Raw genomic sequence first — 21,821 nt, forward strand, 5'->3', positions numbered from 1 at the left:
TGAATAGAAGCGACAGGGTACACTGGGAATATAGAAAGGGGCGTTTATAAGTGACAGTGTTAATTGGTCGTAAAATAAAAAAAGTTTATGGAAAGAAATCTACGGCTCAGGAAGTATTAAAGGGCATTGATTTGGAAGTGAGTAAGGGTGAATTCGTAGGTATTATGGGACCTTCTGGATCAGGTAAAACAACACTTTTAAATGTCTTATGTTCAATCGATTTTGCAACAGAAGGAGTAATAGAAATAAATGGTCATAATTTACGGGGAATGAAGGAAAAGGCTTTGGCCAATTTCCGTAGAGAGCAGTTAGGTTTCATATTCCAGGATTATAATTTACTAGATACATTAACCGTAAAGGAAAATATTCTTCTCCCCTTAGCGATCAGTAATCTACCCAAGACAGTTGCTGAAAGTCGTGTAAAGGAGCTAACATCCTTACTAGGTATATCAGAAATTTTAAATAAATATCCCAATGAAATATCTGGGGGACAAAAACAACGTACATCTGCTGCGCGTGCACTGATTACAAATCCATCATTAGTATTTGCAGATGAGCCTACAGGTGCATTAGATTCTAAATCAGCTACAGCTTTGCTCCAAAATCTCCAAAATATTAATGAGACAAAAGAAGCGACAATAATGATGGTGACGCATGATGCAGTAGCTGCAAGTTTCTGCACACGTGTTTTATTTCTAAAGGATGGACTTATTTATAGTGAGCTTTATAAAGGGGATAAAACAAGACAGGCTTTTTTCCAGGAAATCATGCATACGCAAAGTGTGCTAGGCGGTGATGGTTATGAGTCTAAGTAAGTTAGTATTAAGAAGCATGAAGAAAAATATGAAGCACTACTATTTATACTTCTTCGCCCTTATTTTTAGCGTTACTTTATATTTTTCCTTTGTAACATTACAAAATAACTCTGCAGTATGGGATGCTGTTCAGATGAGTGGAACGGCTACTGCTGGATTTAAAGCAGCCACTTATATTTTATATTTTATCGTTTTGTTCTTCGTCTTGTACGCCAATCATTTATTTATGAAGCGTCGTAGTAAAGAGATAGGCTTGTACCAATTGATTGGTATGACCAAGGAATTAATTGTACGCTTATTAGCGATCGAAAGCATTCTATTATTTGTTGGAGCTGTTATTTTAGGTATGCTGGCCGGTTTCTTTAGTTCACGTGTATTTGCAATGATACTATTGCGTGTACTTGAGAAAGAAGCTCTTGTAACCATGACATTTAGTACGCAGGCATTACAGCAATCCATAATTGTATTTACTATACTTTTGATGATTGTCCTTGTACAAATGGCCTGGATGATCCATCGTGTTTCTTTACTATCACTATTTACCGCTGCTAAACAAGCAGATGAACGTGTAAGACGTTTTAGTGCCTTACAAATGGTGATTGGCTTTATGGGGTTAGTTTTAATTGTTTATGGTTACTATGCTTCAACAAAGCTATTTGATATTGAATCAGCCGGAAACTTATTTATTAATATGATCATTATTCTAGTTACTACAATTGGTGGAACATTTCTTGTCTTTCGTTTTTCTGTAGCATTTATTATGAATATGATTCGCTTAAAGAAAAAAGGACATCTTTCCATCCATGATGTTTTAGCATTAACACCTATCATGCATCGGATGAAGAGCAACGCTAAGTCATTAACGCTCATAACCGTATTAACGGGTGTCTCTCTAGGTGTGACGACTTTATCTTATATCTCCTACTATTCTTCAGAAGCATCTGCATATAGCCAAGTACCGGGTGATTTTATCTTGCTAGAAGAGCAGGGAACGTCTTTCTTAAATGAATTAGAGAAAAATAACATAGCGTATGATAGGGTAGATTATCGTTTGCAAGGAGTAACAGCCTCTGTAGGACAACTCATGTCTAAAAAACAGCAGGATAATCCTCTATATAGTATGGAAGGAACCATCTATACAATTCCACTTTCTGATTATAAGCAGAGTGTGCCTGAAGCCTCGATATCAGGAAATGATGTGATTTTAACAAACTATGGTGGGTATATGGCTGAGATGTTCCCATTAGAGAAAGATCGTGATGTAGTAGTATCTGCAGGAGAACTCGAAGAGACTTTTCATGTTGTGGATGTACACGATAAAAGTATTATAAGTGGTATCGTTACAGCTGGAGGTGGTGGGCCCATCTTTGTTGTAACAGATGATATGTTTAAAAGTCTAGCTACACAATCAGAGCATTACCCTTGGCATCGACAGTCTTCTATTACTATAAATTCAAAAGAAAACTTAGTGGTGGCAGAGAAATTATATTTACAGACAAATGCTGGGGTCATTACAACTAAAGATCATGAGGGTAAAACAGAGCAGTATAATCAATCCTCTTATGAAGAGAAGCGTAAAGATAATATTGAATCATTGGGTCTTACTATATTTACAACTGCATTTTTAGGATTAGCTTTCTTAATGACAACTGGTAGCATTCTGTACTTCAAACAAATGTCTGAGGCAGAGGAAGAGCGTGGCTCCTATACAATCCTCAGAAAGATTGGCTTTGCAGAAAGAGATATTATGAGAGGCATTTATATGAAACAAGCCTTTAATTTTGGAGTTCCATTAATTATTGGATTATTGCATAGCTACTTTGCTGTTAAATCAGGATGGTTTTTATTTGGAACAGAGTTAACAGCACCCTTGTGGATTGCGATGTGCTGTTATATAGCATTGTATACAATTTTTGCTCTACTATCGGTAGGCTACTATAAAAAAGTCGTTCGAGAATCATTGTAACAATTAAATAAGTAGGAACCCAAAAGCAGTGTGATGAGTAATAGATCATACTGTTTTTTTATTGCCTTAACTGATGAAAACCCTTGACTTTCAATTATCAGAATAATAATGTTTAACATGTTAGTAATTTAGCGTATGAAAGTGAGTGTAACGATGAATGCAGTAATAGTGGCGGTAGCCGTTATGTTAATATTAAGCTTACTCCGCATCAATGTCGTCCTATCTTTAGTGTTAGGGGCGTTTGTAGGTGGCCTTACAAGCGGTATGAGCATTGAAGCAACAGTAGAATCATTTACAGAAGGGTTAGGGGCAGGTGCAACGATTGCATTAAGTTATGGCCTACTTGGCGGCTTTGCCATCGCCATTGCCAAAACCGGGATACCTGAATTGATGATTACAGGGATGTTAAACATATTAAATAGTGAAAGTAATCGCAAAGGTTTAGTGAAGGTTTTAATTTTTTTCCTTATTTTTTTGATGTCAATTTTATCACAGAATGTCATACCTATTCATATCGCTTTTATTCCACTATTGATTCCTCCTGTTTTAAAAATTTTAAATTTATTAGAGGTCGATCGACGTCAAGTGGCAACCTTAATAGCAGTAGGCTTAATAGGTACTTATAGCTTTGTACCAGCTGGCTTTGGGGCAATCTTTCAAGATATCGTTGCTACACAAGTATCAGAGGCTGGGATGGTAGTATCTTCACGTGATGTACCTGTAGCAATGGCGATTCCAGTGCTAGGTATGCTGATAGGATTAATTACAGCCTTTATTGTATATCGCAAGCCAAGACATTATAAAAATAATGATATAGAGGCTGATTCTCTCCATGTTAATGTCAGCAAAGTTGTGATGTTTTCCACAGCTCTTGCACTAATCGTATCGTTATGTGCTCAAGTGTTTACAGATTCGATGATAGTAGGTTCTTTTGCAGGTATTATGATCATGTATTTTACAGGTGCATTGAAATGGAAAGAAGCTGATGACATTCTTTCTGAAGGAATGAAGATGATGGCCTTTATAGGCTTTGTCATGATTGCCGCTAATGGTTTTGCTGCGGTCATTAATGCTACTGGACATGTGGATAGCTTAATTACAAGCTCTATATCTATTTTAAAAGGAAACAGAAGTTTAGCGGTATTTATTATGTTAGTCATAGGGTTAGTTGTGACAATGGGAATCGGTTCTTCCTTTGCAACAGTGCCGATAATCGCGACGTTATTTGTTCCTCTCGCACAGGGGTTAGGAATGAGTCCTTTAGCAATCCTTTGTCTAATAGGAACGGCAGGTGCATTAGGTGATGCAGGATCTCCAGCTTCAGATTCTACGCTAGGACCGACAGCAGGTTTGAATGTAGACGGACAACATCACCATATTTGGGACACCTGTGTGCCGACTTTTATTTTTATTAACATTCCATTAATTCTATTTGGTTGGATTGCATGTGTGTTCTTTCTATAAAGAAGAAAGGAAGCTACTATTTAAAAAGACTTCAAAGTTATTTGAAATGTTCGATATTGTTGTATGGAAACCTTAGGTGTTGCAATATGTATGGAAATTTTATATACTAATAAACGGCTTAATAAAGCGAAGTAATAGTAGTACTAAGAATATCTGCAACATTTAAAAGAATTTAGCGAAAAGACTTGCTTATTCTTTTTTTATTGTATATAATGTTGAATGTTGGTCTTTGACTGCGATGAAGCGAGAGGTTGCCGACACACCCGGCCGCTTTGCCATGGCGGTGTGTGGGAAAATTTTCGTGGAGAATGTCTAGAAAATAGGCGAGAAGGAGGGAAAATAATGGCAAAACAAAAGATTCGTATTCGTTTAAAAGCGTATGATCACCGTATTTTAGATCAATCTGCTGAGAAAATTGTGGAAACTGCAAAACGTTCAGGTGCAAGTGTATCAGGTCCGATTCCACTTCCAACTGAGAAGTCTGTGTACACAATTCTTCGTGCGGTTCACAAGTACAAAGATTCTCGTGAACAATTCGAAATGCGTACGCATAAACGTCTGATCGATATCGTTAACCCGACACCACAAACTGTTGATGCGTTAATGAAACTTGATTTACCATCTGGCGTTGATATCGAAATCAAACTTTAATGGTAAAAACAATATAACTTTTTAAAACTTACAGGAGGTGTGACAAATGGCTAAAGGAATCTTAGGTAGAAAAATTGGTATGACACAAGTTTTCGCTGAAAACGGCGATCTAATCCCGGTAACAGTTATCGAAGCTACTCCAAACGTAGTACTTCAAAAGAAAACTGTTGAAACAGATGGCTACGAAGCAATCCAAGTTGGTTTCGAAGATAAGCGCGTTAAGCTTTCTAACAAACCACAACAAGGTCACGTAGCAAAAGCGAACACTGCTCCTAAGCGCTTCATTCGTGAATTCCGCAACGTGAACGTGGAAGAGTACGAAGTTGGTCAAGAAGTCAAAGTAGAAATTTTCGCAGAAGGCGATGTAATCGATGTAACAGGTGTTACTAAGGGTAAAGGTTTCCAAGGTGTAATTAAACGCCACGGACAATCTCGTGGTCCTATGGCCCACGGTTCTCGTTACCACCGTCGTCCTGGTTCAATGGGTCCAGTTGCTCCGAACCGCGTATTCAAACAAAAGAAATTACCTGGTCAAATGGGTGGCAATGTAGTTACAATCCAAAACTTAGAAATCGTGAAAGTTGATACAGATCGTAACTTACTACTTGTTAAAGGTAATGTTCCTGGTTCTAAAAAAGCTCTAGTTACAGTAAAAACTGCAATTAAAGCTAAGTAATCACTTAAGGAAAGGAGGAAACAGGAATGACAAAAGTATCTGTACTTAGTCAAACAGGTGCTTCAGTTGGTGAAATCGAATTAAACGATGCGATCTTCGGAATCGAGCCAAATGAAGCAGTATTATTCGACGCAGTAGTAGCTCAACGTGCTTCTCTACGTCAAGGTAATCACAAGGTTAAAAACCGTTCTGAAGTTGCTGGTGGTGGTCGTAAGCCATGGCGTCAAAAAGGAACTGGTCGTGCTCGTCAAGGTTCTATCCGTTCTCCACAATGGCGCGGCGGTGGTATCGTATTCGGTCCTACTCCACGTAGCTATTCTTATAAATTACCTAAAAAAGTTCGTCGTTTAGCTCTTAAATCTGCTTTATCAGCTAAAGTAGTAGAACAAAACTTCTTAGTTCTTGATGCTCTAACTCTAGCAGCACCAAAAACAAAAGAATTCACAAAAATCCTTAAAGATCTTTCTTTAGAGAAAAAATCTTTATTCGTAACTGCTGACCTAGATGAAAACGTAGCATTATCTGCTCGTAACATCCCTGGTGTAACAGTTTTAACTGCAAATGGAATCAACGTTCTTGATCTTTTAGGTCATGAAAAAGTTGTATTCACTAAATCTGCAGTAGAAAAAGTTGAGGAGGTGCTTGGATAATGGAAGCACGTGATATTTTAAAACGTCCGGTCATTACTGAGCGTTCTTCAGAACTTATGGCAGAGAAAAAGTATACTTTCGAAGTAGACACTCGCGCTAACAAAACTCAAGTAAAAGACGCTGTAGAAGAAATCTTTGGTGTAAAAGTTGAGAAAGTAAACGTTCTTAACTACAAAGGTAAATTCAAGCGTGTTGGCCGTTATGGTGGTTACACTAACAAACGTCGTAAAGCGATTGTTAAATTAACTGCTGATAGCAAAGAAATTGAATTATTCGAAATGTAATCCCTAGTGGATTTATGATTTGAACACTCAAGAAGGAGGGAAACACAATGGCGATTAAAAAGTATAAACCTACCTCTAATGGTCGTCGTAACATGACGTCATTAGACTTTGCGGAAATTACAACTAACAAGCCTGAGAAATCATTGCTTGAACCAACTAAACGCAAAGCTGGTCGTAACAACCAAGGTAAAATCACTGTTCGTCATCATGGTGGTGGTCATAAGAAGCAATACCGTGTTATCGATTTCAAACGTGTTAAAGATAGCATTCCGGCAAAAGTTGCTACTATTGAATATGATCCAAACCGTTCTGCGAATATCGCATTAATCAATTACGCTGATGGAGCAAAAGCTTACATCCTAGCACCTAAAGGTCTAGAGGTTGGTCAAACAATCGTTTCTGGTCCAGATGCTGACATTAAAGTGGGTAACGCTTTACCATTAGCAAACATTCCAATGGGTACTACAATCCATAACATCGAGTTAAAACCTGGTAAAGGTGGACAATTAGTACGTTCTGCTGGTACTTCTGCTCAAGTACTTGGTCGTGAAGGAAAGTACGTAATCGTTCGTCTTCAGTCTGGTGAAGTACGTTTAGTGTTAGCTACTTGTCGCGCTACAATCGGTCAAGTTGGTAATGAACAACACGAACTTGTACACATCGGTAAAGCGGGTCGTAGCCGTTGGTTAGGTAAACGCCCAGAAGTTCGTGGTTCTGTAATGAACCCTAACGATCACCCACACGGTGGTGGTGAAGGACGTTCTCCAATCGGACGTAAATCACCAATGACTCCTTGGGGTAAACCAGCACTTGGTTACAAAACTCGCAAGAAGAAAAACAAATCGGATAAATTTATCATCCGTGGTCGTAAAAAATAAAGTGGTTAAACTACGGTTCTATGTGAGAGCCGTGGTGGAATCACGGAGGGAGGTTCCTACATGGGTCGCAGCTTGAAAAAAGGACCTTTTGTCGATGACCACTTAATGAAAAAAGTGGAAGTACAAGAGGCTTCTGAGAAAAAACAAGTTATCAAAACTTGGTCACGCCGTTCTACAATCTTCCCGAACTTTATCGGTTTAACGATTGCTGTATATGATGGACGTAAACATGTTCCTGTATACGTAACAGAAGATATGGTAGGCCATAAACTTGGTGAGTTCGCACCGACACGTACTTACAAAGGTCACGGTGCAGACGACAAGAAAACAAGACGCTAATTTTGAGAGGAGGTAAATCCTAATGACACAAGCTAAAGCTATCGCTCGTACAGTACGCATTGCTCCTCGCAAAGTACGTCTAGTTGTAGACTTAATCCGAGGTAAGCAAGTTGGTGAAGCAGTTGCAATTTTACGTCATACTCCAAAAGCGGCGTCTCCAGTCGTTGAGAAAGTATTAAAATCTGCAGTTGCTAATGCTGAGCACAACTACGATCTTGACATCAACTCTTTAGTAGTTTCTGAAGTGTTCGTTGATGAAGGTCCAACTTTAAAACGTTTCCGTCCACGTGCGCAAGGACGTGCAAGCGCAATTAACAAACGCACAAGCCACATTACTCTAGTGGTATCTGAGAAGAAGGAGGGTTAATCCGTGGGTCAAAAAGTACATCCAATAGGACTACGCGTTGGTATTATTCGTGACTGGGAGTCAAAATGGTACGCTGAAAAAGACTATGCAACTCTACTTCACGAAGACATCAAAGTGCGTAAATATATTGAAACGGCTCTTAAAGACGCTTCTGTTTCTAAAGTAGAAATCGAACGTGCTGCAAACCGTGTAAACATTACAATTCACACTGCGAAACCAGGTATGGTAATCGGTAAAGGTGGTACTGAAGTTGAAAATCTTCGTAAATACCTTAGCGAGTTAACTGGTAAACGCGTACACATCAACATCATTGAAATTAAACGTGCAGATCTTGACGCTCGTCTTGTAGCTGAAAACATCGCTCGTCAATTAGAAAACCGTGTATCATTCCGTCGTGCGCAAAAGCAAGCGATCCAACGCACAATCCGTGCTGGTGCAAAAGGAATTAAAACACAAGTATCTGGTCGTTTAGGTGGCGCTGATATCGCGCGTGCTGAACACTATAGTGAAGGAACTGTTCCACTTCATACTCTACGTGCTGACATTGATTATGCACACGCAGAAGCTGACACTACTTACGGTAAATTAGGCGTTAAAGTATGGATCTACCGTGGTGAAGTTCTTCCTACGAAGAAATCTGTGGAAGGAGGCAAATAATATGTTATTGCCTAAACGCGTAAAATACCGTCGTGAACACCGCGGAAACATGCGTGGCGAAGCGAAAGGCGGTAAAGAAGTATCTTTCGGCGAATGGGGCCTACAAGCTCAAACAGCTAGCTGGATTACTAACCGTCAAATCGAATCTGCTCGTATCGCGATGACTCGTTACATGAAACGTGGCGGTAAAGTTTGGATTAAAATCTTCCCACACAAACCTTACACTAAAAAACCTCTAGAAGTCCGCATGGGTTCTGGTAAAGGTTCTCCTGAAGGTTGGGTAGCAGTAGTAAAACCAGGAAAAATTATGTTCGAAATTGCTGGTGTATCTGAAGAGGTTGCACGTGAAGCACTTCGTTTAGCATCACATAAGCTTCCTGTTAAATGTAAGATCGTAAAACGTCAAGAAACTGGTGGTGAATCTAATGAAAGCTAATGAAATCCGTGACCTTGCCACTTCTGAAATTGAATTAAAAGTGAAATCACTGAAAGAAGAGCTTTTCAACCTTCGCTTCCAATTGGCGACTGGTCAATTAGAAAACACAGCTCGTATTCGTGAAGTGCGTAAAGCAATCGCGCGTATGAAAACTGTTATTCGTGAAAGAGAAATCAGTGCAAATAACTGATAAAGGAGGTTTTCAAGTATGACTGAGCGTAACCAACGCAAAGTTTACACGGGCCGCGTTGTTTCAGATAAAATGGACAAAACTGTTACTGTTTTAGTTGAAACTCACAAAAAGCACAAGCTTTACGGTAAGCGTGTAAAATACTCTAAAAAGTTTAAAGCTCATGATGAGCAAAACCAAGCGAAAATCGGTGATATCGTACGTATCATGGAGACTCGCCCGCTATCAGCTACTAAACGTTTCCGTCTAGTTGAAGTTGTAGAAAAAGCGGTTATTATTTAATAACTATTTCGGAACAACCATTTCCGAAGGGAGGTAACCTAAGTGATCCAACAAGAAAGTCGTATGAAAGTTGCTGACAACTCAGGTGCACGTGAAGTTCTTACAATTAAAGTGCTTGGTGGCTCTGGCCGTAAAACTGCTAACATCGGTGATATCGTTGTTTGTACAGTTAAGAAAGCAACACCAGGTGGCGTTGTCAAGAAGGGTGACGTTGTTAAAGCTGTTATCGTTCGTACTAAATCAGGCGTTCGTCGTAAAGACGGTACGTACATCAAATTTGATGAAAATGCTTGTGTAATTATTCGTGATGATAAATCACCACGCGGAACTCGTATTTTCGGACCTGTTGCACGTGAATTACGTGACAGCAACTTCATGAAAATCGTTTCTCTAGCTCCAGAAGTTCTTTAATTTCATGATAGTGCCAATCAAGGAGGTGCGACAGCATGCATGTAAAAAAAGGTGACAAGGTTAAGGTTATCACTGGTAAGGACAAAGGCAAAGAAGGAGTAATCCTAGCTGCTTTCCCTAAACAAGATCGCGTTCTTGTTGAAGGTGTTAATATCGTGAAAAAACACGTTAAACCTAACCAATTGAATCCACAAGGTGGGATTGTAAGCCAAGAGGCTGCAATTCACGTTTCGAACGTAATGCTAATCGATCCTAAATCTGGCGAGCCGACTCGTGTAGGTTATAAAATCGAAAACGGTAAAAAAGTTCGTGTTGCAAAAAAATCAGGTGCAGTAATCGACTAATTAGTAAATAAAAGAAGGGAGGTACACACATGAGCCGCCTAAAAGAAAAATATTTAAATGAAGTTTCTCCTGCTCTTATGAGCAAATTTGGATATAAATCAGTTATGCAATTGCCGAAAGTTGAAAAAATCGTTATCAACATGGGTGTTGGTGATGCTGTTCAAAACTCTAAAGCATTAGATGCAGCTGTAGAAGAATTAACAATTATCACTGGTCAAAAACCAGTTGTAACTAAAGCGAAAAAATCGATCGCAGGTTTCCGTTTACGTGAAGGTATGCCTATCGGTGCTAAAGTTACATTACGCGGTGAGCGTATGTATGAATTCTTGGACAAATTAATCTCAATTTCACTTCCTCGTGTACGTGACTTCCGTGGTGTTTCTAAAAAAGCATTCGATGGTCGCGGTAACTACACTCTAGGTGTTAAAGAGCAATTAATTTTCCCAGAAATCGATTACGATAAAGTTTCAAAAGTACGCGGTATGGACATCGTGATCGTAACGACAGCGAACTCTGACGAAGAAGCTCGCGAGTTATTGACACAATTCGGTATGCCGTTCCAAAAGTAATCAAACAAGGAGGGCGAAAACGTGGCTAAAAAATCTATGATCGTTAAACAACAACGTAAGCAAAAGTTTAAAGTGCAAGAATATACACGTTGTGAACGCTGTGGTCGTCCACACTCTGTATATCGCAAATTCAAACTTTGCCGTATTTGTTTCCGAGAACTTGCATATAAGGGACAAATTCCTGGCGTGAAAAAAGCCAGCTGGTAATCCCCTAATTTGGGAAGGAGGTAAATGTAATGACAATGACTGATCCGATTGCAGATATGCTTACTCGCATTCGTAATGCGAACATGGTTCGTCACGAGAAGTTAGAAGTACCAGCTTCCAACGTGAAAAAAGAAATCGCTGAAATTTTAAAGCGTGAAGGTTTCGTACGTGACGTAGAATACGTGGAAGACAACAAGCAAGGTATTATCCGTATCTTCTTAAAATACGGTAAAGATAACGAGCGTGTTATCACTGGCTTAAAACGTATTTCTAAACCTGGTCTACGTGTATACGCAAAAACAAATGAAGTTCCTAAAGTACTGAACGGTCTTGGTATCGCTTTAGTGTCAACTTCACAAGGTTTATTAACAGATAAAGAAGCTCGCGCTAAACAAGTTGGCGGCGAAGTTCTAGCATACGTTTGGTAATTAGCAATAAATGAATGGAGGTGCAACTAAATGTCTCGTGTAGGTAAAAAAATTATCGAGGTACCAGCTAACGTAACTGTTACTGTTGCAGCTGACAACACTGTTACTGTTAAAGGTCCTAAAGGCGAACTTGTTCGTTCTTTCCACCAAGATATGAAAATTGAGCAAGAAGGTAACGTAATCTCAGTATCACGTCCTTCTGATTCAAAAGAACACCGCACAAACCACGGTACTACTCGTGCGCTTCTAGCGAACATGGTTACTGGTGTTTCTGCAGGTTTCGAAAAAGCTTTAGAACTTATCGGTGTTGGTTACCGTGCGCAGTTACAAGGCAAAAAACTTGTACTTAACGTAGGTTACTCTCATCCAGTAGAGTTCACACCTGAAGATGGTCTAGAAATTGAAGTTCCTTCTAACACTAAAATCATCATTAAAGGTATCAGCAAAGAGCGCGTTGGTGCTCTAGCATCTAACATCCGTGACGTTCGTCCACCAGAGCCATATAAAGGTAAAGGTATCCGTTACGAAGGCGAATACGTTCGTCGTAAAGAAGGTAAAACAGGTAAATAATGCTGCTTAAGCATTAGAAAGGAGTGACCCTTGTGATTACGAAACAGGATAAAAATCAAGTTCGTAAAAAACGTCATGCACGAGTACGTTCTAAAATTTCGGGTACTGCTGAGCGTCCACGCTTAAATGTATTCCGTTCTAACAAGAACATCTACGCTCAACTTATCGATGACGTAGCAGGCGTAACAATTGTTAGCGCATCTTCTCAAGAAAATGGTTTTGAAGGTGCTGGTAGCAATGTTGAAGCTGCATCAAAAATCGGTGAAACAATCGCGAAACGCGCTGCGGAAAAAAATATTACTGCTGTAGTTTTTGACCGTGGTGGTTACTTATATCATGGACGCGTGAAAGCTTTAGCTGAAGCTGCACGTGAGAATGGTTTAGAATTTTAATAAGAAGGAGGGACACATTTCATGAGTCGAATTGACGCAAACAAACTTGGAGAACTTGAAGAACGCGTAGTTACTATTAACCGTGTTGCTAAAGTTGTTAAAGGTGGACGTCGCTTCCGCTTCACAGCACTAGTTGTTGTTGGCGATAGAAACGGTCATGTAGGTTTCGGTACTGGTAAAGCTCAAGAGGTTCCAGATGCTATCCGTAAAGCTGTTGAAGATGCGAAGAAAAACTTAGTAGAAGTGCCACGTGTTGGTGGAACAACTCCACACTTAGTGCTTGGTCGCTTCGGTGCAGGAGAAATCCTAATTAAACCTGCTGCTCCTGGTACAGGGGTTATCGCTGGTGGTCCAGTACGTGCAGTACTAGAACTTGCTGGTATTACTGATATTCTTTCAAAATCTCTTGGATCTAACACACCAATCAACATGGTGCGTGCAACTGTTCAAGGTTTAACTGAATTAAAACGCGTAGAGGACGTAGCAAAATTACGTGGTAAATCAGTGGAAGAAATATTAGGATAAGGGGGGAAAGATAATATGGCTAACAAATTAGAAATCACCCTTACTAAATCTGTGATTGGTACTAAACCTGCACAACGCAAAACTGTTGAAGCTTTAGGTTTACGTAAATTACACCAAACTGTAGAGAAAGCTGATAACGCAGCTACTCGCGGTATGCTTGATAAAGTAGCTCACTTAGTTACTGTAAAAGAAATTTAATTTCCAATTAATGAACAAGGAGGTGCCACCCACTATGAAACTGCATGAGTTAAAACCAGCAGAAGGTTCTCGTAAGCAACGCAACCGCGTTGGTCGTGGTATCGGTTCTGGTAACGGTAAAACAGCAGGTAAAGGTCATAAAGGTCAAAACGCTCGTTCTGGTGGCGGTGTACGCCCAGGCTTTGAAGGCGGTCAAAACCCATTATTCCGTCGTTTACCAAAACGTGGCTTTACGAACATTAACCGTAAAGAATACGCGATCGTTAACCTTGACGCTTTAAACCGTTTCGAAGACGGTGCAGAGGTTACAACTGCATTATTACTTGAAACTGGTCTTGTGAGTAATGAAAAAGCTGGAATTAAAGTTCTTGGCAACGGAACTCTTAACAAAAAGCTTACAGTTAAAGCTCATAAATTCTCAGCTTCAGCTAAAGAAGCAATCGAGAATGCCGGCGGAACTACTGAGGTGATTTAATGTTTCAGACAATCTCTAACTTTATGCGTGTTCGAGATATAAGAAATAAAATCATTTTCACTCTTTTAATGTTAATCGTTTTCCGTATTGGAACATTCATTCCAGTACCTAACGTTGACGCAAATGTATTAAAGGCAACTGATGAGTTTAACCTCGTTGGTTTCCTGAATACTTTTGGCGGTGGTGCTTTAAAGAACTTCTCTATCTTTGCGATGGGGATTATGCCTTACATCACAGCCTCAATTATTGTTCAGTTATTGCAAATGGACGTAGTACCGAAGTTTGCTGAATGGGCAAAGCAAGGTGAAGTCGGAAGACGTAAACTTGCACAATTTACTCGCTACTTTACTATTATTCTTGCTTTCATCCAATCATTCGCAATGTCATTTGGTTTTAATAGAATGTATGGCGGATCATTGATTAAAGAAGAAGGGATTCTAACATATGTTACAATCGCCATTGTATTGACAGCGGGGACAGCTTTCCTTGTATGGCTTGCAGAGCAAATTACTTCACACGGTGTTGGGAATGGTATTTCTGTTGTAATCTTCGCAGGTATCGTTGCAGCATTGCCTACAGGAATCAACCAAATCTTTGCACAGCAAATCGAGGGTGCTGGGGATAAATTATTTATCAACATCATAATCCTTGCATTGCTTGTATTGGTTTTACTCGCAGTTGTAGTTGGAGTTATTTATGTGCAACAAGCACTTCGTAAAATTCCAATTCAATATGCAAAACGAGTTACTGGACGTAATCAACAAGCTGGTGGTCAACAAACTCATTTACCTTTAAAAGTAAATGCTGCAGGGGTTATTCCGGTAATCTTTTCAGTAGCGTTTATTGTTACACCACGTACGTTAGCTACGTTCTTTGGTCAAAATGACGTAACTACTTTCATTGAAAACACGTTTGATTATACGAAACCTGTTGGAATGATTATTTACGTTGCATTGATCGTCGCGTTCACATATTTCTATGCATTCGTACAAGTGAATCCTGAAAATGTGGCAGACAACTTGAAAAAACAAGGTGCTTATATTCCGGGTATTCGTCCTGGTGAAAACACTCAAGCGTATTTAACAAGCGTGTTATATCGTCTAACATTTGTTGGTGCGATATTCTTAACTGTTATTGCTGTAATGCCGATTTTATTCATTAACTTTATGAATTTACCTGCCTCAGTGCAAATCGGTGGTACTAGTATTATTATCGTAGTCGGCGTAGCGCTCGAAACGATGAAACAGCTAGAATCTCAACTTGTTAAACGTCACTACAAAGGCTTTATGAAATAATGTTGGTTTTTAGGGAACGTTCTATCGTTTCCTTAAATCAGCAAACCTTTGGTGGGAGGAATATTTCCTAATGAATATCGTTTTAATGGGTCTGCCAGGTGCTGGTAAAGGTACTCAGGCAGATAAAATTGTTGAGAAGTACGCGATTCCTCATATTTCTACAGGCGATATGTTCCGTGCTGCTATTAAAGAAGGTACAGAACTTGGCTTACAAGCTAAGTCGTTTATGGATCAAGGTGCTCTTGTACCAGATGAAGTAACGATTGGTATTGTTCGTGAGCGACTGGCTAAACCTGATTGTGAAAAGGGCTTCCTATTAGATGGTTTCCCACGTACTGTTCCTCAAGCTGAAGCTTTAGATAGCATTCTTGCTGATCTTGGCAAAGCAATTGAACATACTCTAAACATTCAAGTTGAAAAGGATGAGTTAATTGCTCGTCTTTCAGGTCGACGCATTTGTAAAACTTGTGGAGCATCCTATCATTTAATTTTCAATCCTCCAGCCGAGGAAGGAAAATGTGATAAAGATGGTGGCGAGCTTTACACACGTGCCGATGATAATCCTGATACGGTTGCGAACCGTCTGGAAGTTAATATGAAACAAGCGCAACCTTTACTTGATTTCTATCAAGCAAAAGGTGTGTTAACTAATATAGATGGACAGCAAGATATAAACAAAGTGTTTGCTGATCTTGATGCTCTATTACAGAGCAGCCGCAGCTGATACCCGGCTCCGGGCGCAGAGTACTGCTTCCGCGGGAGGCATGCGGGAGCAACAACGAAACATAATTTTTTTGAGAGTTGCAAAAGCATATTGTGCCCGGTATATATTTCTTCTAAAAAGTGCAACATAGCTTTTGGAGGAGTATAATGGGTTTCGTGGAAGCATCTGTGTAACGGGTATGAATATCTCATCCAAGACATTCCGGTATTCGTGTAAACATGGGAGTTTCAGTGCCCTTATTGGTTCTGGATATTCCGTGGATTGTGTGAAGCGAAACCAGACGAGCGTCTTTCAAACATCTCTCATACAATCCAAACATATGTTGAAACGAGGTTGCTTCTATAGTTGCAGCAGATATCCGTTTGATGTAACGATGAGAACTTTAATTTGCATATAGAGAGGAGACAGAGTAGATGGCGAAAGATGATGTAATTGAAGTCGAAGGGACAGTTGTTGAGACTTTGCCAAACGCGATGTTTAAGGTAGAATTAGAAAATGGACATGTGATTCTAGCACACGTATCTGGTAAGATTCGTATGCACTTTATCCGTATTCTACCTGGAGATAAGGTTACTATCGAGTTATCTCCTTATGATTTAACTCGCGGTCGTATCACATACCGTTTTAAATAATCTTTTGCGCTCCGGACTACTAAGGAGGTTAGGTTAGATGAAAGTGAGACCATCTGTGAAACCGATCTGCGAAAAATGTAAAGTAATTCGCCGACGCGGTAAAGTAATGGTAATCTGTGAAAATCCTAAACATAAACAAAAACAAGGTTAATTCTAAAGGAGGTGCACAACGTACATGGCACGTATTGCTGGTGTTGATATTCCTCGCGACAAACGCGTGGTAATTTCATTAACGTACATTTTCGGTATTGGTAAAACTACAGCTCAGAAAGTACTAGCTGACGCAGGTATTTCAGAAGATACACGCGTACGCGACTTAACTGAAGATGAGTTAAACAAAATCCGTGAACAATTAGATTCTTACAAACTTGAAGGTGACTTACGTCGCGAAACTTCATTAAATATTAAACGTCTGATGGAAATCGGTTCATTCCGTGGTATCCGTCACCGTCGTGGTTTACCTGTTCGTGGCCAAAATACGAAGAACAATGCGCGTACGCGTAAAGGTCCTCGTAAAACTGTAGCGAACAAGAAAAAATAATTGGTAAAGGAGGTTCCTTCTTAACATGGCTCGTAAACAACAAACTCGTAAACGTCGTGTGAAAAAGAATATCGAATCTGGTATCGCACACATTCGTTCTACATTTAACAATACAATCGTAACGATTACAGATATGCAAGGTAACGCTGTATCTTGGTCAAGTGCTGGTGCTCTTGGTTTCCGTGGTTCACGTAAATCTACACCATTCGCTGCTCAAATGGCTGCAGAAACTGCTGCTAAAACATCCCTTGAACATGGTCTGAAAACGTTGGAAGTAACTGTTAAAGGTCCTGGTGCTGGTCGTGAAGCTGCAATTCGTGCGCTTCAAGCTGCTGGTTTAGAAGTAACTGCTATTAAAGACGTTACTCCAGTTCCTCATAATGGTTGCCGTCCGCCAAAACGTCGTCGCGTGTAATGGGTGCGTCTCATATTGTATGAGAACATCATTTTTTGTACAGACTGTCTTGTGCAGATAATAAACGATACGTCATTGACGATCGAATCTATGATGGAAAGAACCTATACATTCGATGTTTTGAAGGAGGGTAAATGAAATGATCGAAATTGAAAAACCAAAGATTGAAACGGTGGAGATCAGCGAAGATTCCAAGTATGGAAAGTTTGTTGTAGAACCGCTTGAACGCGGATATGGAAACACTTTGGGTAATTCTTTACGTCGTATCCTTCTGTCTTCATTACCAGGAGCTGCTGTCACGTCCATTCAAATTGATGGCGTTCTTCACGAATTCTCAACTGTAGAAGGCGTAGTAGAAGATGTAGCTTCAATCATTTTGAACGTGAAAAAACTAGCTCTTAAAATCTACTCTGACGAAGAAAAAGTTATTGAGATTGATGTAAAAGGCGATGGTACAGTTACGGCTGCTGACATTACACATGACAGTGATGTAGAAATTTTAAACCCAGATCTATATATTGCAACAATCGCTAAAAACGGTCATTTACGTATGCGTATGTACGCACAACGCGGCCGTGGTTACACTCCTGCTGATCAAAACAAACGTGAGGATCTTCCTATCGGCGTGATCCCGATCGACTCTATTTACACTCCAGTATCACGCGTTAATTTCCAAGTGGAAAATACTCGTGTAGGTCAGTCTTCTGACTACGATAAACTTTCTCTTGATGTGTGGACAGATGGCAGCATCGGTCCGAAAGAGGCGATTTCGCTCGGAGCAAAAATTTTAACCGAGCATCTTAACATCTTCGTTGGCATGACAGATGAGGCACAAACTGCTGAAATCATGGTCGAAAAAGAAGAAGATCAAAAAGAAAAAGTTTTAGAGATGACTATCGAAGAACTTGATCTTTCTGTTCGTTCTTACAACTGCTTAAAACGCGCTGGTATTAACACAGTACTAGAACTTGCGAATAAGTCAGAAGACGACATGATGAAAGTTCGTAACCTTGGACGTAAGTCACTAGAAGAAGTAAAAGCGAAGTTAGAAGAGCTTGGTTTAGGATTACGCAAAGAAGACTAAGCGATTTAAACAAAACTAACAAGGTCAGATTTTTTCTATAAAGGAGGGAAACATCCATGGGTTACAGAAAACTTGGTCGTACAAGTTCTCAACGTAAAGCGATGTTACGTGACTTAGCTACTGATTTAATCATCAACGAGCGTATCGAAACTACTGAGGCTCGCGCTAAAGAAGTACGTAAAGCTGTTGAAAAAATGATTACTTTAGGTAAGCGCGGAGATTTACATGCACGCCGTCAAGCTGCTGCATTCATCCGTCGTGAACTAGTAACAACGACTGATGCAGAAGGTAACGAAACAACATCATTTGCACTTCAAAAGTTATTTGATGATGTTGCACCACGTTATGCAGAGCGTCAAGGTGGTTACACTCGTATTCTTAAAGTAGGTCCTCGTCGTGGTGACGGTGCACCTGTAGTTGTGATTGAACTAGTTTAATCATACTAGAAAACTTGTGGTGAAGAGGGTGGGAATCACCACCCTCTTTCTTTATAAATGATTTATACGACAAATAATTAAGCTGAGCGTTATGATGAGCGGACACTAAGGTGTGGCGTCTCGTTTAGCTCTCCGCACCTCATTCAGGAGAAATAAGGGCTTGAGCACCCTTATTTCTTGAAAATGTAACGACTAGCGCATTTCTATTGAATGAGGTGCGCGCTTTTTTATTACTAAGGATAGCGCCAATTTGTGGTGCTTTTTTTAATATATGGGTTTAATATTTTTGTGAATCACACCCGTACTAGAACATTTAATTATTTTAATGTTTTACTTTTATAGACATAGGGATTGTAGTAGAATTCATACATAAAAAAGTGTAAGTTAGTTAGTAGAGCTGAGCATGGAGAGAGGAGTTCTAGAAATGCCTGAAATTTTATCTTTAAATAATGTGACTTTTTCATATACACCAGAAGAACCAAATAATCGTAATGCTGTCGAAAATGTTAGCTTCGCCGTTGAAGAGGGAGAATGGATTGCCATCGTAGGGCACAATGGTTCTGGAAAGTCAACCATTGCAAAGTTGATGAATGGTTTACTATTCCCTCAAGAGGGAGATGTACGCATACTGCGGGAACCATTAAATGAAGAAAACCTTTGGGAGTCTCGTTCTCTCATGGGAATGGTTTTTCAAAACCCCGACAATCAATTTGTAGGTGCAACCGTACAGGATGATGTTGCGTTTGCATTAGAAAACAATGGCGTGCCTTTTGAAGAAATGGTACATCGTGTTCATGCGGCACTAGAACAAGTAAAAATGAGCCACTTTTTAGATCATGAGCCACACCATTTATCAGGAGGTCAAAAGCAGCGTGTCGCTATTGCAGGAGCGCTTGCATTAAAGCCGAAGCTTCTTATATTAGATGAGGCTACTTCGATGCTAGATCCACAGGGACGTGGAGAGGTATTACAAACTGTTCAAACTTTACGAGCTGAAACAGGACTTACTGTCCTATCCATAACCCATGATTTAGAGGAGGCGATGCTAGCAGATCGTATACTTTTTATGAATGATGGGAAGAAGTTTGCAGAAGGTACCCCTGCTGAAATATTTGCTCTTGGGGACAAGCTAGTGGAATTTGGACTAGACTTGCCATTTGCGCTAAAGTTATCAAAGCTATTGCAAAAGGAAGGTGTTCCATTAATGGGACAACATATGACAGAAGAAGAGTTGGTGAATGATTTATGGACATCAAACTTCAACAAGTAAGCTATGCTTATGCAAAAGGTACGCCTTTTGAAAAACGGGCATTATTCGATGTAGAATTCAATATCCCATCACACACGTATCAAGCCATTATTGGTCATACTGGTTCTGGTAAATCAACTATTCTCCAACATTTTAATGCACTTCTAAGACCTACTTCAGGAGAAGTACATATCGGGGATCGTGTAGTGGTAGCTGGTAAAAAAGCAAAGGATTTAAAAGCTGTACGACAAAAGGTTGGTATTGTCTTTCAATTCCCTGAGCATCAGTTATTTGAAGAAACAGTGTTAAAGGATATTATGTTTGGTCCCATGAACTTTGGCGTAGCAGAAAAGGAAGCCGAAAATCGTGCAAGGGAACTTGTCAGCTTAGTAGGGTTACCAGAAGATGTCCTAGAAAAATCTCCGTTTGATTTGTCGGGAGGTCAAATGCGTCGAGTAGCAATAGCAGGTGTTTTAGCGATGGACCCTGAAGTAATTGTGCTGGATGAACCTACCGCGGGCTTAGATCCACGTGGTCAGAAAGAAATTATGGATATGTTTTATCAGCTTCATCAGGAACGTCACCTGACAACCATTCTTGTGACGCATAGCATGGAAGACGCTGCCCGATATGCTGATAATATTGTAATTATGCATGAAGGAAAAAATGTTTTAAGTGGAACACCGCGAAATATATTTAAGGATGTTGATACATTAAAGAGCTTTCGCTTAGAACCGCCACGTATTGTACGCTTTCAGCAAAAGATGGAGCAAATGCTAGGGAAATCCTTATCAAAAGTTTGTTTAACCGAAGAAGAACTTGCAGCTGAAATTGCTCAAGTACTAAGAGAGGAGCGTGCGGAATCATGATGGAAAAAATGATTTTTGGACGCTTCTTGCCAGGAGACTCTCCCGTTCATAAACTGGATCCACGCTCTAAGCTAATCTTCGTATTTGCCTTTATTATTATAGTATTTTTGGCTAATAATACAGTAACATATGCCATGCTTTTGGCCTTCACACTGCTTGTTGTATTAATATCACGAATTCGCTTGTATTTTTTGATAAACGGTCTTAAACCAGTTCTCTTTTTGATGGCTTTCACCTTCTTGCTTCATATTTTTATGACGAAGGAAGGTGTTCCCGTTTTTGACTCGAAGTATATTACCATATACGATGAGGGGATTAGACGTGGGGTTTATATTTCAATACGTTTTCTAGTATTAGTATTTATAACATCTATCTTAACTTTAACGACGTCACCGATTTCCATTACAGACGGTATTGAAGTCCTTTTAAATCCTTTGAAGACGTTGAAAGTACCTGTCCATGAATTAGCTTTAATGATGTCGATTTCTTTACGCTTCATTCCAACTTTAATGGATGAAACAGATAAGATTATGAAAGCACAAATGGCACGAGGCTCTGATCTATCCTCGGGTCCAATAAAAGACCGTATTAAAGCTGTAGTCCCATTACTAGTACCTCTTTTTGTGAGCGCATTTAAGAGGGCCGAAGATTTAGCCACAGCGATGGAAGTAAGAGGCTACCGCGGAGGGGAAGGGCGTACTAGATATCGTAAGCTAAAATGGGATATGGGCGATACATTTGCGCTTGTATTATTAGTAGCAATAGGTGTATTGCTATTCTTCTATAGAAGTTAAAGGAGTA

Annotated in this window: 35 protein-coding genes and 1 pseudogene; all 36 read left to right on the top strand. The window is 39.7% G+C overall.

Annotated features, from left to right (window positions below; all coding sequences use genetic code 11):
* Positions 1-50: 50 nt before the first annotated feature.
* The 36 genes and pseudogenes from AC3CH7_RS21415 (at position 51) to AC3CH7_RS21590 (ending at position 21,814) form a co-directional block, all read left to right on the top strand.
* On the top strand, positions 51-815 hold the full coding sequence (locus AC3CH7_RS21415; protein ID WP_012296070.1) for an ABC transporter ATP-binding protein: 765 nt from the start codon (positions 51-53) through the stop codon (positions 813-815).
* On the top strand, positions 802-2,781 hold the full coding sequence (locus AC3CH7_RS21420; RefSeq protein WP_488381877.1) for an FtsX-like permease family protein: 1,980 nt from the start codon (positions 802-804) through the stop codon (positions 2,779-2,781). Before AC3CH7_RS21415 ends, AC3CH7_RS21420 begins: the two co-directional genes overlap by 14 nt.
* Positions 2,782-2,934: 153 nt before the next feature.
* Positions 2,935-4,245 (top strand): Na+/H+ antiporter family protein, encoded by a 1,311-nt coding sequence (locus AC3CH7_RS21425; protein WP_488381878.1) that lies wholly within the window; start codon positions 2,935-2,937, stop codon positions 4,243-4,245.
* A 342-nt stretch (positions 4,246-4,587) separates the two neighbouring features.
* Positions 4,588-4,896, top strand: coding sequence for a 30S ribosomal protein S10 (gene rpsJ, locus AC3CH7_RS21430; RefSeq protein ID WP_004233624.1), 309 nt, complete (start codon positions 4,588-4,590; stop codon positions 4,894-4,896).
* A 46-nt stretch (positions 4,897-4,942) separates the two neighbouring features.
* Positions 4,943-5,572 carry a 50S ribosomal protein L3 gene (gene rplC, locus AC3CH7_RS21435; RefSeq protein WP_031416717.1) on the top strand — a complete coding sequence of 210 codons (630 nt, stop codon included), beginning with the start codon at positions 4,943-4,945 and terminating at the stop codon, positions 5,570-5,572.
* A 26-nt stretch (positions 5,573-5,598) separates the two neighbouring features.
* Positions 5,599-6,222, top strand: coding sequence for a 50S ribosomal protein L4 (rplD, locus tag AC3CH7_RS21440; RefSeq protein ID WP_012296062.1), 624 nt, complete (start codon positions 5,599-5,601; stop codon positions 6,220-6,222).
* The gene (gene rplW, locus AC3CH7_RS21445; protein WP_004233628.1) at positions 6,222-6,506 is read left to right on the top strand and encodes a 50S ribosomal protein L23; all 285 of its coding nucleotides are present in this window, start codon (positions 6,222-6,224) and stop codon (positions 6,504-6,506) included. The genes rplD and rplW overlap by 1 nt, the downstream gene beginning before the upstream one ends.
* A 47-nt stretch (positions 6,507-6,553) precedes the next feature.
* Entirely contained in the window at positions 6,554-7,384 is an 831-nt protein-coding gene (gene rplB / locus AC3CH7_RS21450) for a 50S ribosomal protein L2 (protein WP_008181913.1), read from the top strand.
* A 60-nt stretch (positions 7,385-7,444) separates the two neighbouring features.
* Positions 7,445-7,723, top strand: a complete 279-nt coding sequence (gene rpsS / locus AC3CH7_RS21455; RefSeq protein ID WP_008181911.1) for a 30S ribosomal protein S19 — start codon at positions 7,445-7,447, stop codon at positions 7,721-7,723.
* Between the two features lie 22 nt (positions 7,724-7,745).
* Positions 7,746-8,090, top strand: a complete 345-nt coding sequence (gene rplV / locus AC3CH7_RS21460) for a 50S ribosomal protein L22 (protein WP_004233639.1) — start codon at positions 7,746-7,748, stop codon at positions 8,088-8,090.
* A gap of 3 nt (positions 8,091-8,093) precedes the next feature.
* Positions 8,094-8,747 carry a 30S ribosomal protein S3 gene (rpsC, locus tag AC3CH7_RS21465; protein WP_025116438.1) on the top strand — a complete coding sequence of 218 codons (654 nt, stop codon included), beginning with the start codon at positions 8,094-8,096 and terminating at the stop codon, positions 8,745-8,747.
* Position 8,748: 1 nt separating this feature from the next.
* A complete protein-coding gene (gene rplP, locus AC3CH7_RS21470; RefSeq protein WP_012296060.1) occupies positions 8,749-9,183 on the top strand; it encodes a 50S ribosomal protein L16 in 435 nt (144 codons plus the stop codon).
* Complete coding sequence (rpmC, locus tag AC3CH7_RS21475; protein ID WP_004233646.1) at positions 9,173-9,373, top strand: 50S ribosomal protein L29; 201 nt, start codon at positions 9,173-9,175, stop codon at positions 9,371-9,373. Before rplP ends, rpmC begins: the two co-directional genes overlap by 11 nt.
* Positions 9,374-9,391: 18 nt before the next feature.
* A complete protein-coding gene (rpsQ, locus tag AC3CH7_RS21480; protein ID WP_008181723.1) occupies positions 9,392-9,655 on the top strand; it encodes a 30S ribosomal protein S17 in 264 nt (87 codons plus the stop codon).
* A gap of 42 nt (positions 9,656-9,697) precedes the next feature.
* On the top strand, positions 9,698-10,066 hold the full coding sequence (rplN, locus tag AC3CH7_RS21485) for a 50S ribosomal protein L14 (RefSeq protein ID WP_004233650.1): 369 nt from the start codon (positions 9,698-9,700) through the stop codon (positions 10,064-10,066).
* 35 nt (positions 10,067-10,101) lie between these two features.
* Complete coding sequence (gene rplX / locus AC3CH7_RS21490; protein ID WP_004233652.1) at positions 10,102-10,410, top strand: 50S ribosomal protein L24; 309 nt, start codon at positions 10,102-10,104, stop codon at positions 10,408-10,410.
* Between the two features lie 29 nt (positions 10,411-10,439).
* The gene (rplE, locus tag AC3CH7_RS21495; protein WP_004233654.1) at positions 10,440-10,979 is read left to right on the top strand and encodes a 50S ribosomal protein L5; all 540 of its coding nucleotides are present in this window, start codon (positions 10,440-10,442) and stop codon (positions 10,977-10,979) included.
* Between the two features lie 21 nt (positions 10,980-11,000).
* Entirely contained in the window at positions 11,001-11,186 is a 186-nt protein-coding gene (locus AC3CH7_RS21500; RefSeq protein WP_004233656.1) for a type Z 30S ribosomal protein S14, read from the top strand.
* A 29-nt stretch (positions 11,187-11,215) separates the two neighbouring features.
* Complete coding sequence (gene rpsH, locus AC3CH7_RS21505; protein WP_008181717.1) at positions 11,216-11,614, top strand: 30S ribosomal protein S8; 399 nt, start codon at positions 11,216-11,218, stop codon at positions 11,612-11,614.
* 30 nt (positions 11,615-11,644) lie between these two features.
* A complete protein-coding gene (gene rplF, locus AC3CH7_RS21510) occupies positions 11,645-12,184 on the top strand; it encodes a 50S ribosomal protein L6 (RefSeq protein WP_031416716.1) in 540 nt (179 codons plus the stop codon).
* 32 nt (positions 12,185-12,216) lie between these two features.
* Positions 12,217-12,576 (top strand): 50S ribosomal protein L18, encoded by a 360-nt coding sequence (gene rplR / locus AC3CH7_RS21515; protein WP_012296055.1) that lies wholly within the window; start codon positions 12,217-12,219, stop codon positions 12,574-12,576.
* 21 nt (positions 12,577-12,597) lie between these two features.
* On the top strand, positions 12,598-13,101 hold the full coding sequence (gene rpsE / locus AC3CH7_RS21520) for a 30S ribosomal protein S5 (protein WP_008181711.1): 504 nt from the start codon (positions 12,598-12,600) through the stop codon (positions 13,099-13,101).
* A 15-nt stretch (positions 13,102-13,116) separates the two neighbouring features.
* A complete protein-coding gene (gene rpmD, locus AC3CH7_RS21525; protein WP_004233668.1) occupies positions 13,117-13,299 on the top strand; it encodes a 50S ribosomal protein L30 in 183 nt (60 codons plus the stop codon).
* A 34-nt stretch (positions 13,300-13,333) separates the two neighbouring features.
* A complete protein-coding gene (gene rplO / locus AC3CH7_RS21530) occupies positions 13,334-13,774 on the top strand; it encodes a 50S ribosomal protein L15 (RefSeq protein WP_008181708.1) in 441 nt (146 codons plus the stop codon).
* On the top strand, positions 13,774-15,069 hold the full coding sequence (gene secY, locus AC3CH7_RS21535) for a preprotein translocase subunit SecY (protein ID WP_031416715.1): 1,296 nt from the start codon (positions 13,774-13,776) through the stop codon (positions 15,067-15,069). Before rplO ends, secY begins: the two co-directional genes overlap by 1 nt.
* A 70-nt stretch (positions 15,070-15,139) precedes the next feature.
* On the top strand, positions 15,140-15,793 hold the full coding sequence (locus AC3CH7_RS21540; RefSeq protein WP_012296052.1) for an adenylate kinase: 654 nt from the start codon (positions 15,140-15,142) through the stop codon (positions 15,791-15,793).
* Positions 15,794-16,042: 249 nt separating this feature from the next.
* Positions 16,043-16,120, top strand: a pseudogene (locus tag AC3CH7_RS21545) (type I methionyl aminopeptidase); the annotation flags it as partial.
* 86 nt (positions 16,121-16,206) lie between these two features.
* Positions 16,207-16,425 carry a translation initiation factor IF-1 gene (gene infA / locus AC3CH7_RS21550; RefSeq protein WP_004233690.1) on the top strand — a complete coding sequence of 73 codons (219 nt, stop codon included), beginning with the start codon at positions 16,207-16,209 and terminating at the stop codon, positions 16,423-16,425.
* Between the two features lie 37 nt (positions 16,426-16,462).
* Positions 16,463-16,576, top strand: coding sequence for a 50S ribosomal protein L36 (gene rpmJ, locus AC3CH7_RS21555; RefSeq protein WP_000868344.1), 114 nt, complete (start codon positions 16,463-16,465; stop codon positions 16,574-16,576).
* A 24-nt stretch (positions 16,577-16,600) separates the two neighbouring features.
* Positions 16,601-16,966, top strand: coding sequence for a 30S ribosomal protein S13 (gene rpsM / locus AC3CH7_RS21560; protein ID WP_004233729.1), 366 nt, complete (start codon positions 16,601-16,603; stop codon positions 16,964-16,966).
* 25 nt (positions 16,967-16,991) lie between these two features.
* Positions 16,992-17,381, top strand: coding sequence for a 30S ribosomal protein S11 (gene rpsK / locus AC3CH7_RS21565; RefSeq protein WP_004233731.1), 390 nt, complete (start codon positions 16,992-16,994; stop codon positions 17,379-17,381).
* Between the two features lie 139 nt (positions 17,382-17,520).
* Positions 17,521-18,465 carry a DNA-directed RNA polymerase subunit alpha gene (locus tag AC3CH7_RS21570; RefSeq protein ID WP_004233733.1) on the top strand — a complete coding sequence of 315 codons (945 nt, stop codon included), beginning with the start codon at positions 17,521-17,523 and terminating at the stop codon, positions 18,463-18,465.
* A 56-nt stretch (positions 18,466-18,521) separates the two neighbouring features.
* Positions 18,522-18,902 carry a 50S ribosomal protein L17 gene (rplQ, locus tag AC3CH7_RS21575; protein WP_012296051.1) on the top strand — a complete coding sequence of 127 codons (381 nt, stop codon included), beginning with the start codon at positions 18,522-18,524 and terminating at the stop codon, positions 18,900-18,902.
* Between the two features lie 424 nt (positions 18,903-19,326).
* Complete coding sequence (locus AC3CH7_RS21580) at positions 19,327-20,172, top strand: energy-coupling factor ABC transporter ATP-binding protein (RefSeq protein WP_012296050.1); 846 nt, start codon at positions 19,327-19,329, stop codon at positions 20,170-20,172.
* The gene (locus AC3CH7_RS21585) at positions 20,148-21,020 is read left to right on the top strand and encodes an energy-coupling factor ABC transporter ATP-binding protein (protein ID WP_012296049.1); all 873 of its coding nucleotides are present in this window, start codon (positions 20,148-20,150) and stop codon (positions 21,018-21,020) included. The genes AC3CH7_RS21580 and AC3CH7_RS21585 overlap by 25 nt, the downstream gene beginning before the upstream one ends.
* Positions 21,017-21,814: an energy-coupling factor transporter transmembrane component T family protein gene (locus AC3CH7_RS21590; RefSeq protein ID WP_012296048.1), complete on the top strand. Its 798-nt coding sequence runs from the start codon at positions 21,017-21,019 to the stop codon at positions 21,812-21,814. Before AC3CH7_RS21585 ends, AC3CH7_RS21590 begins: the two co-directional genes overlap by 4 nt.
* Positions 21,815-21,821 lie beyond the last annotated feature (7 nt).

This window comes from Lysinibacillus sp. F12 (genome assembly GCF_057773605.1).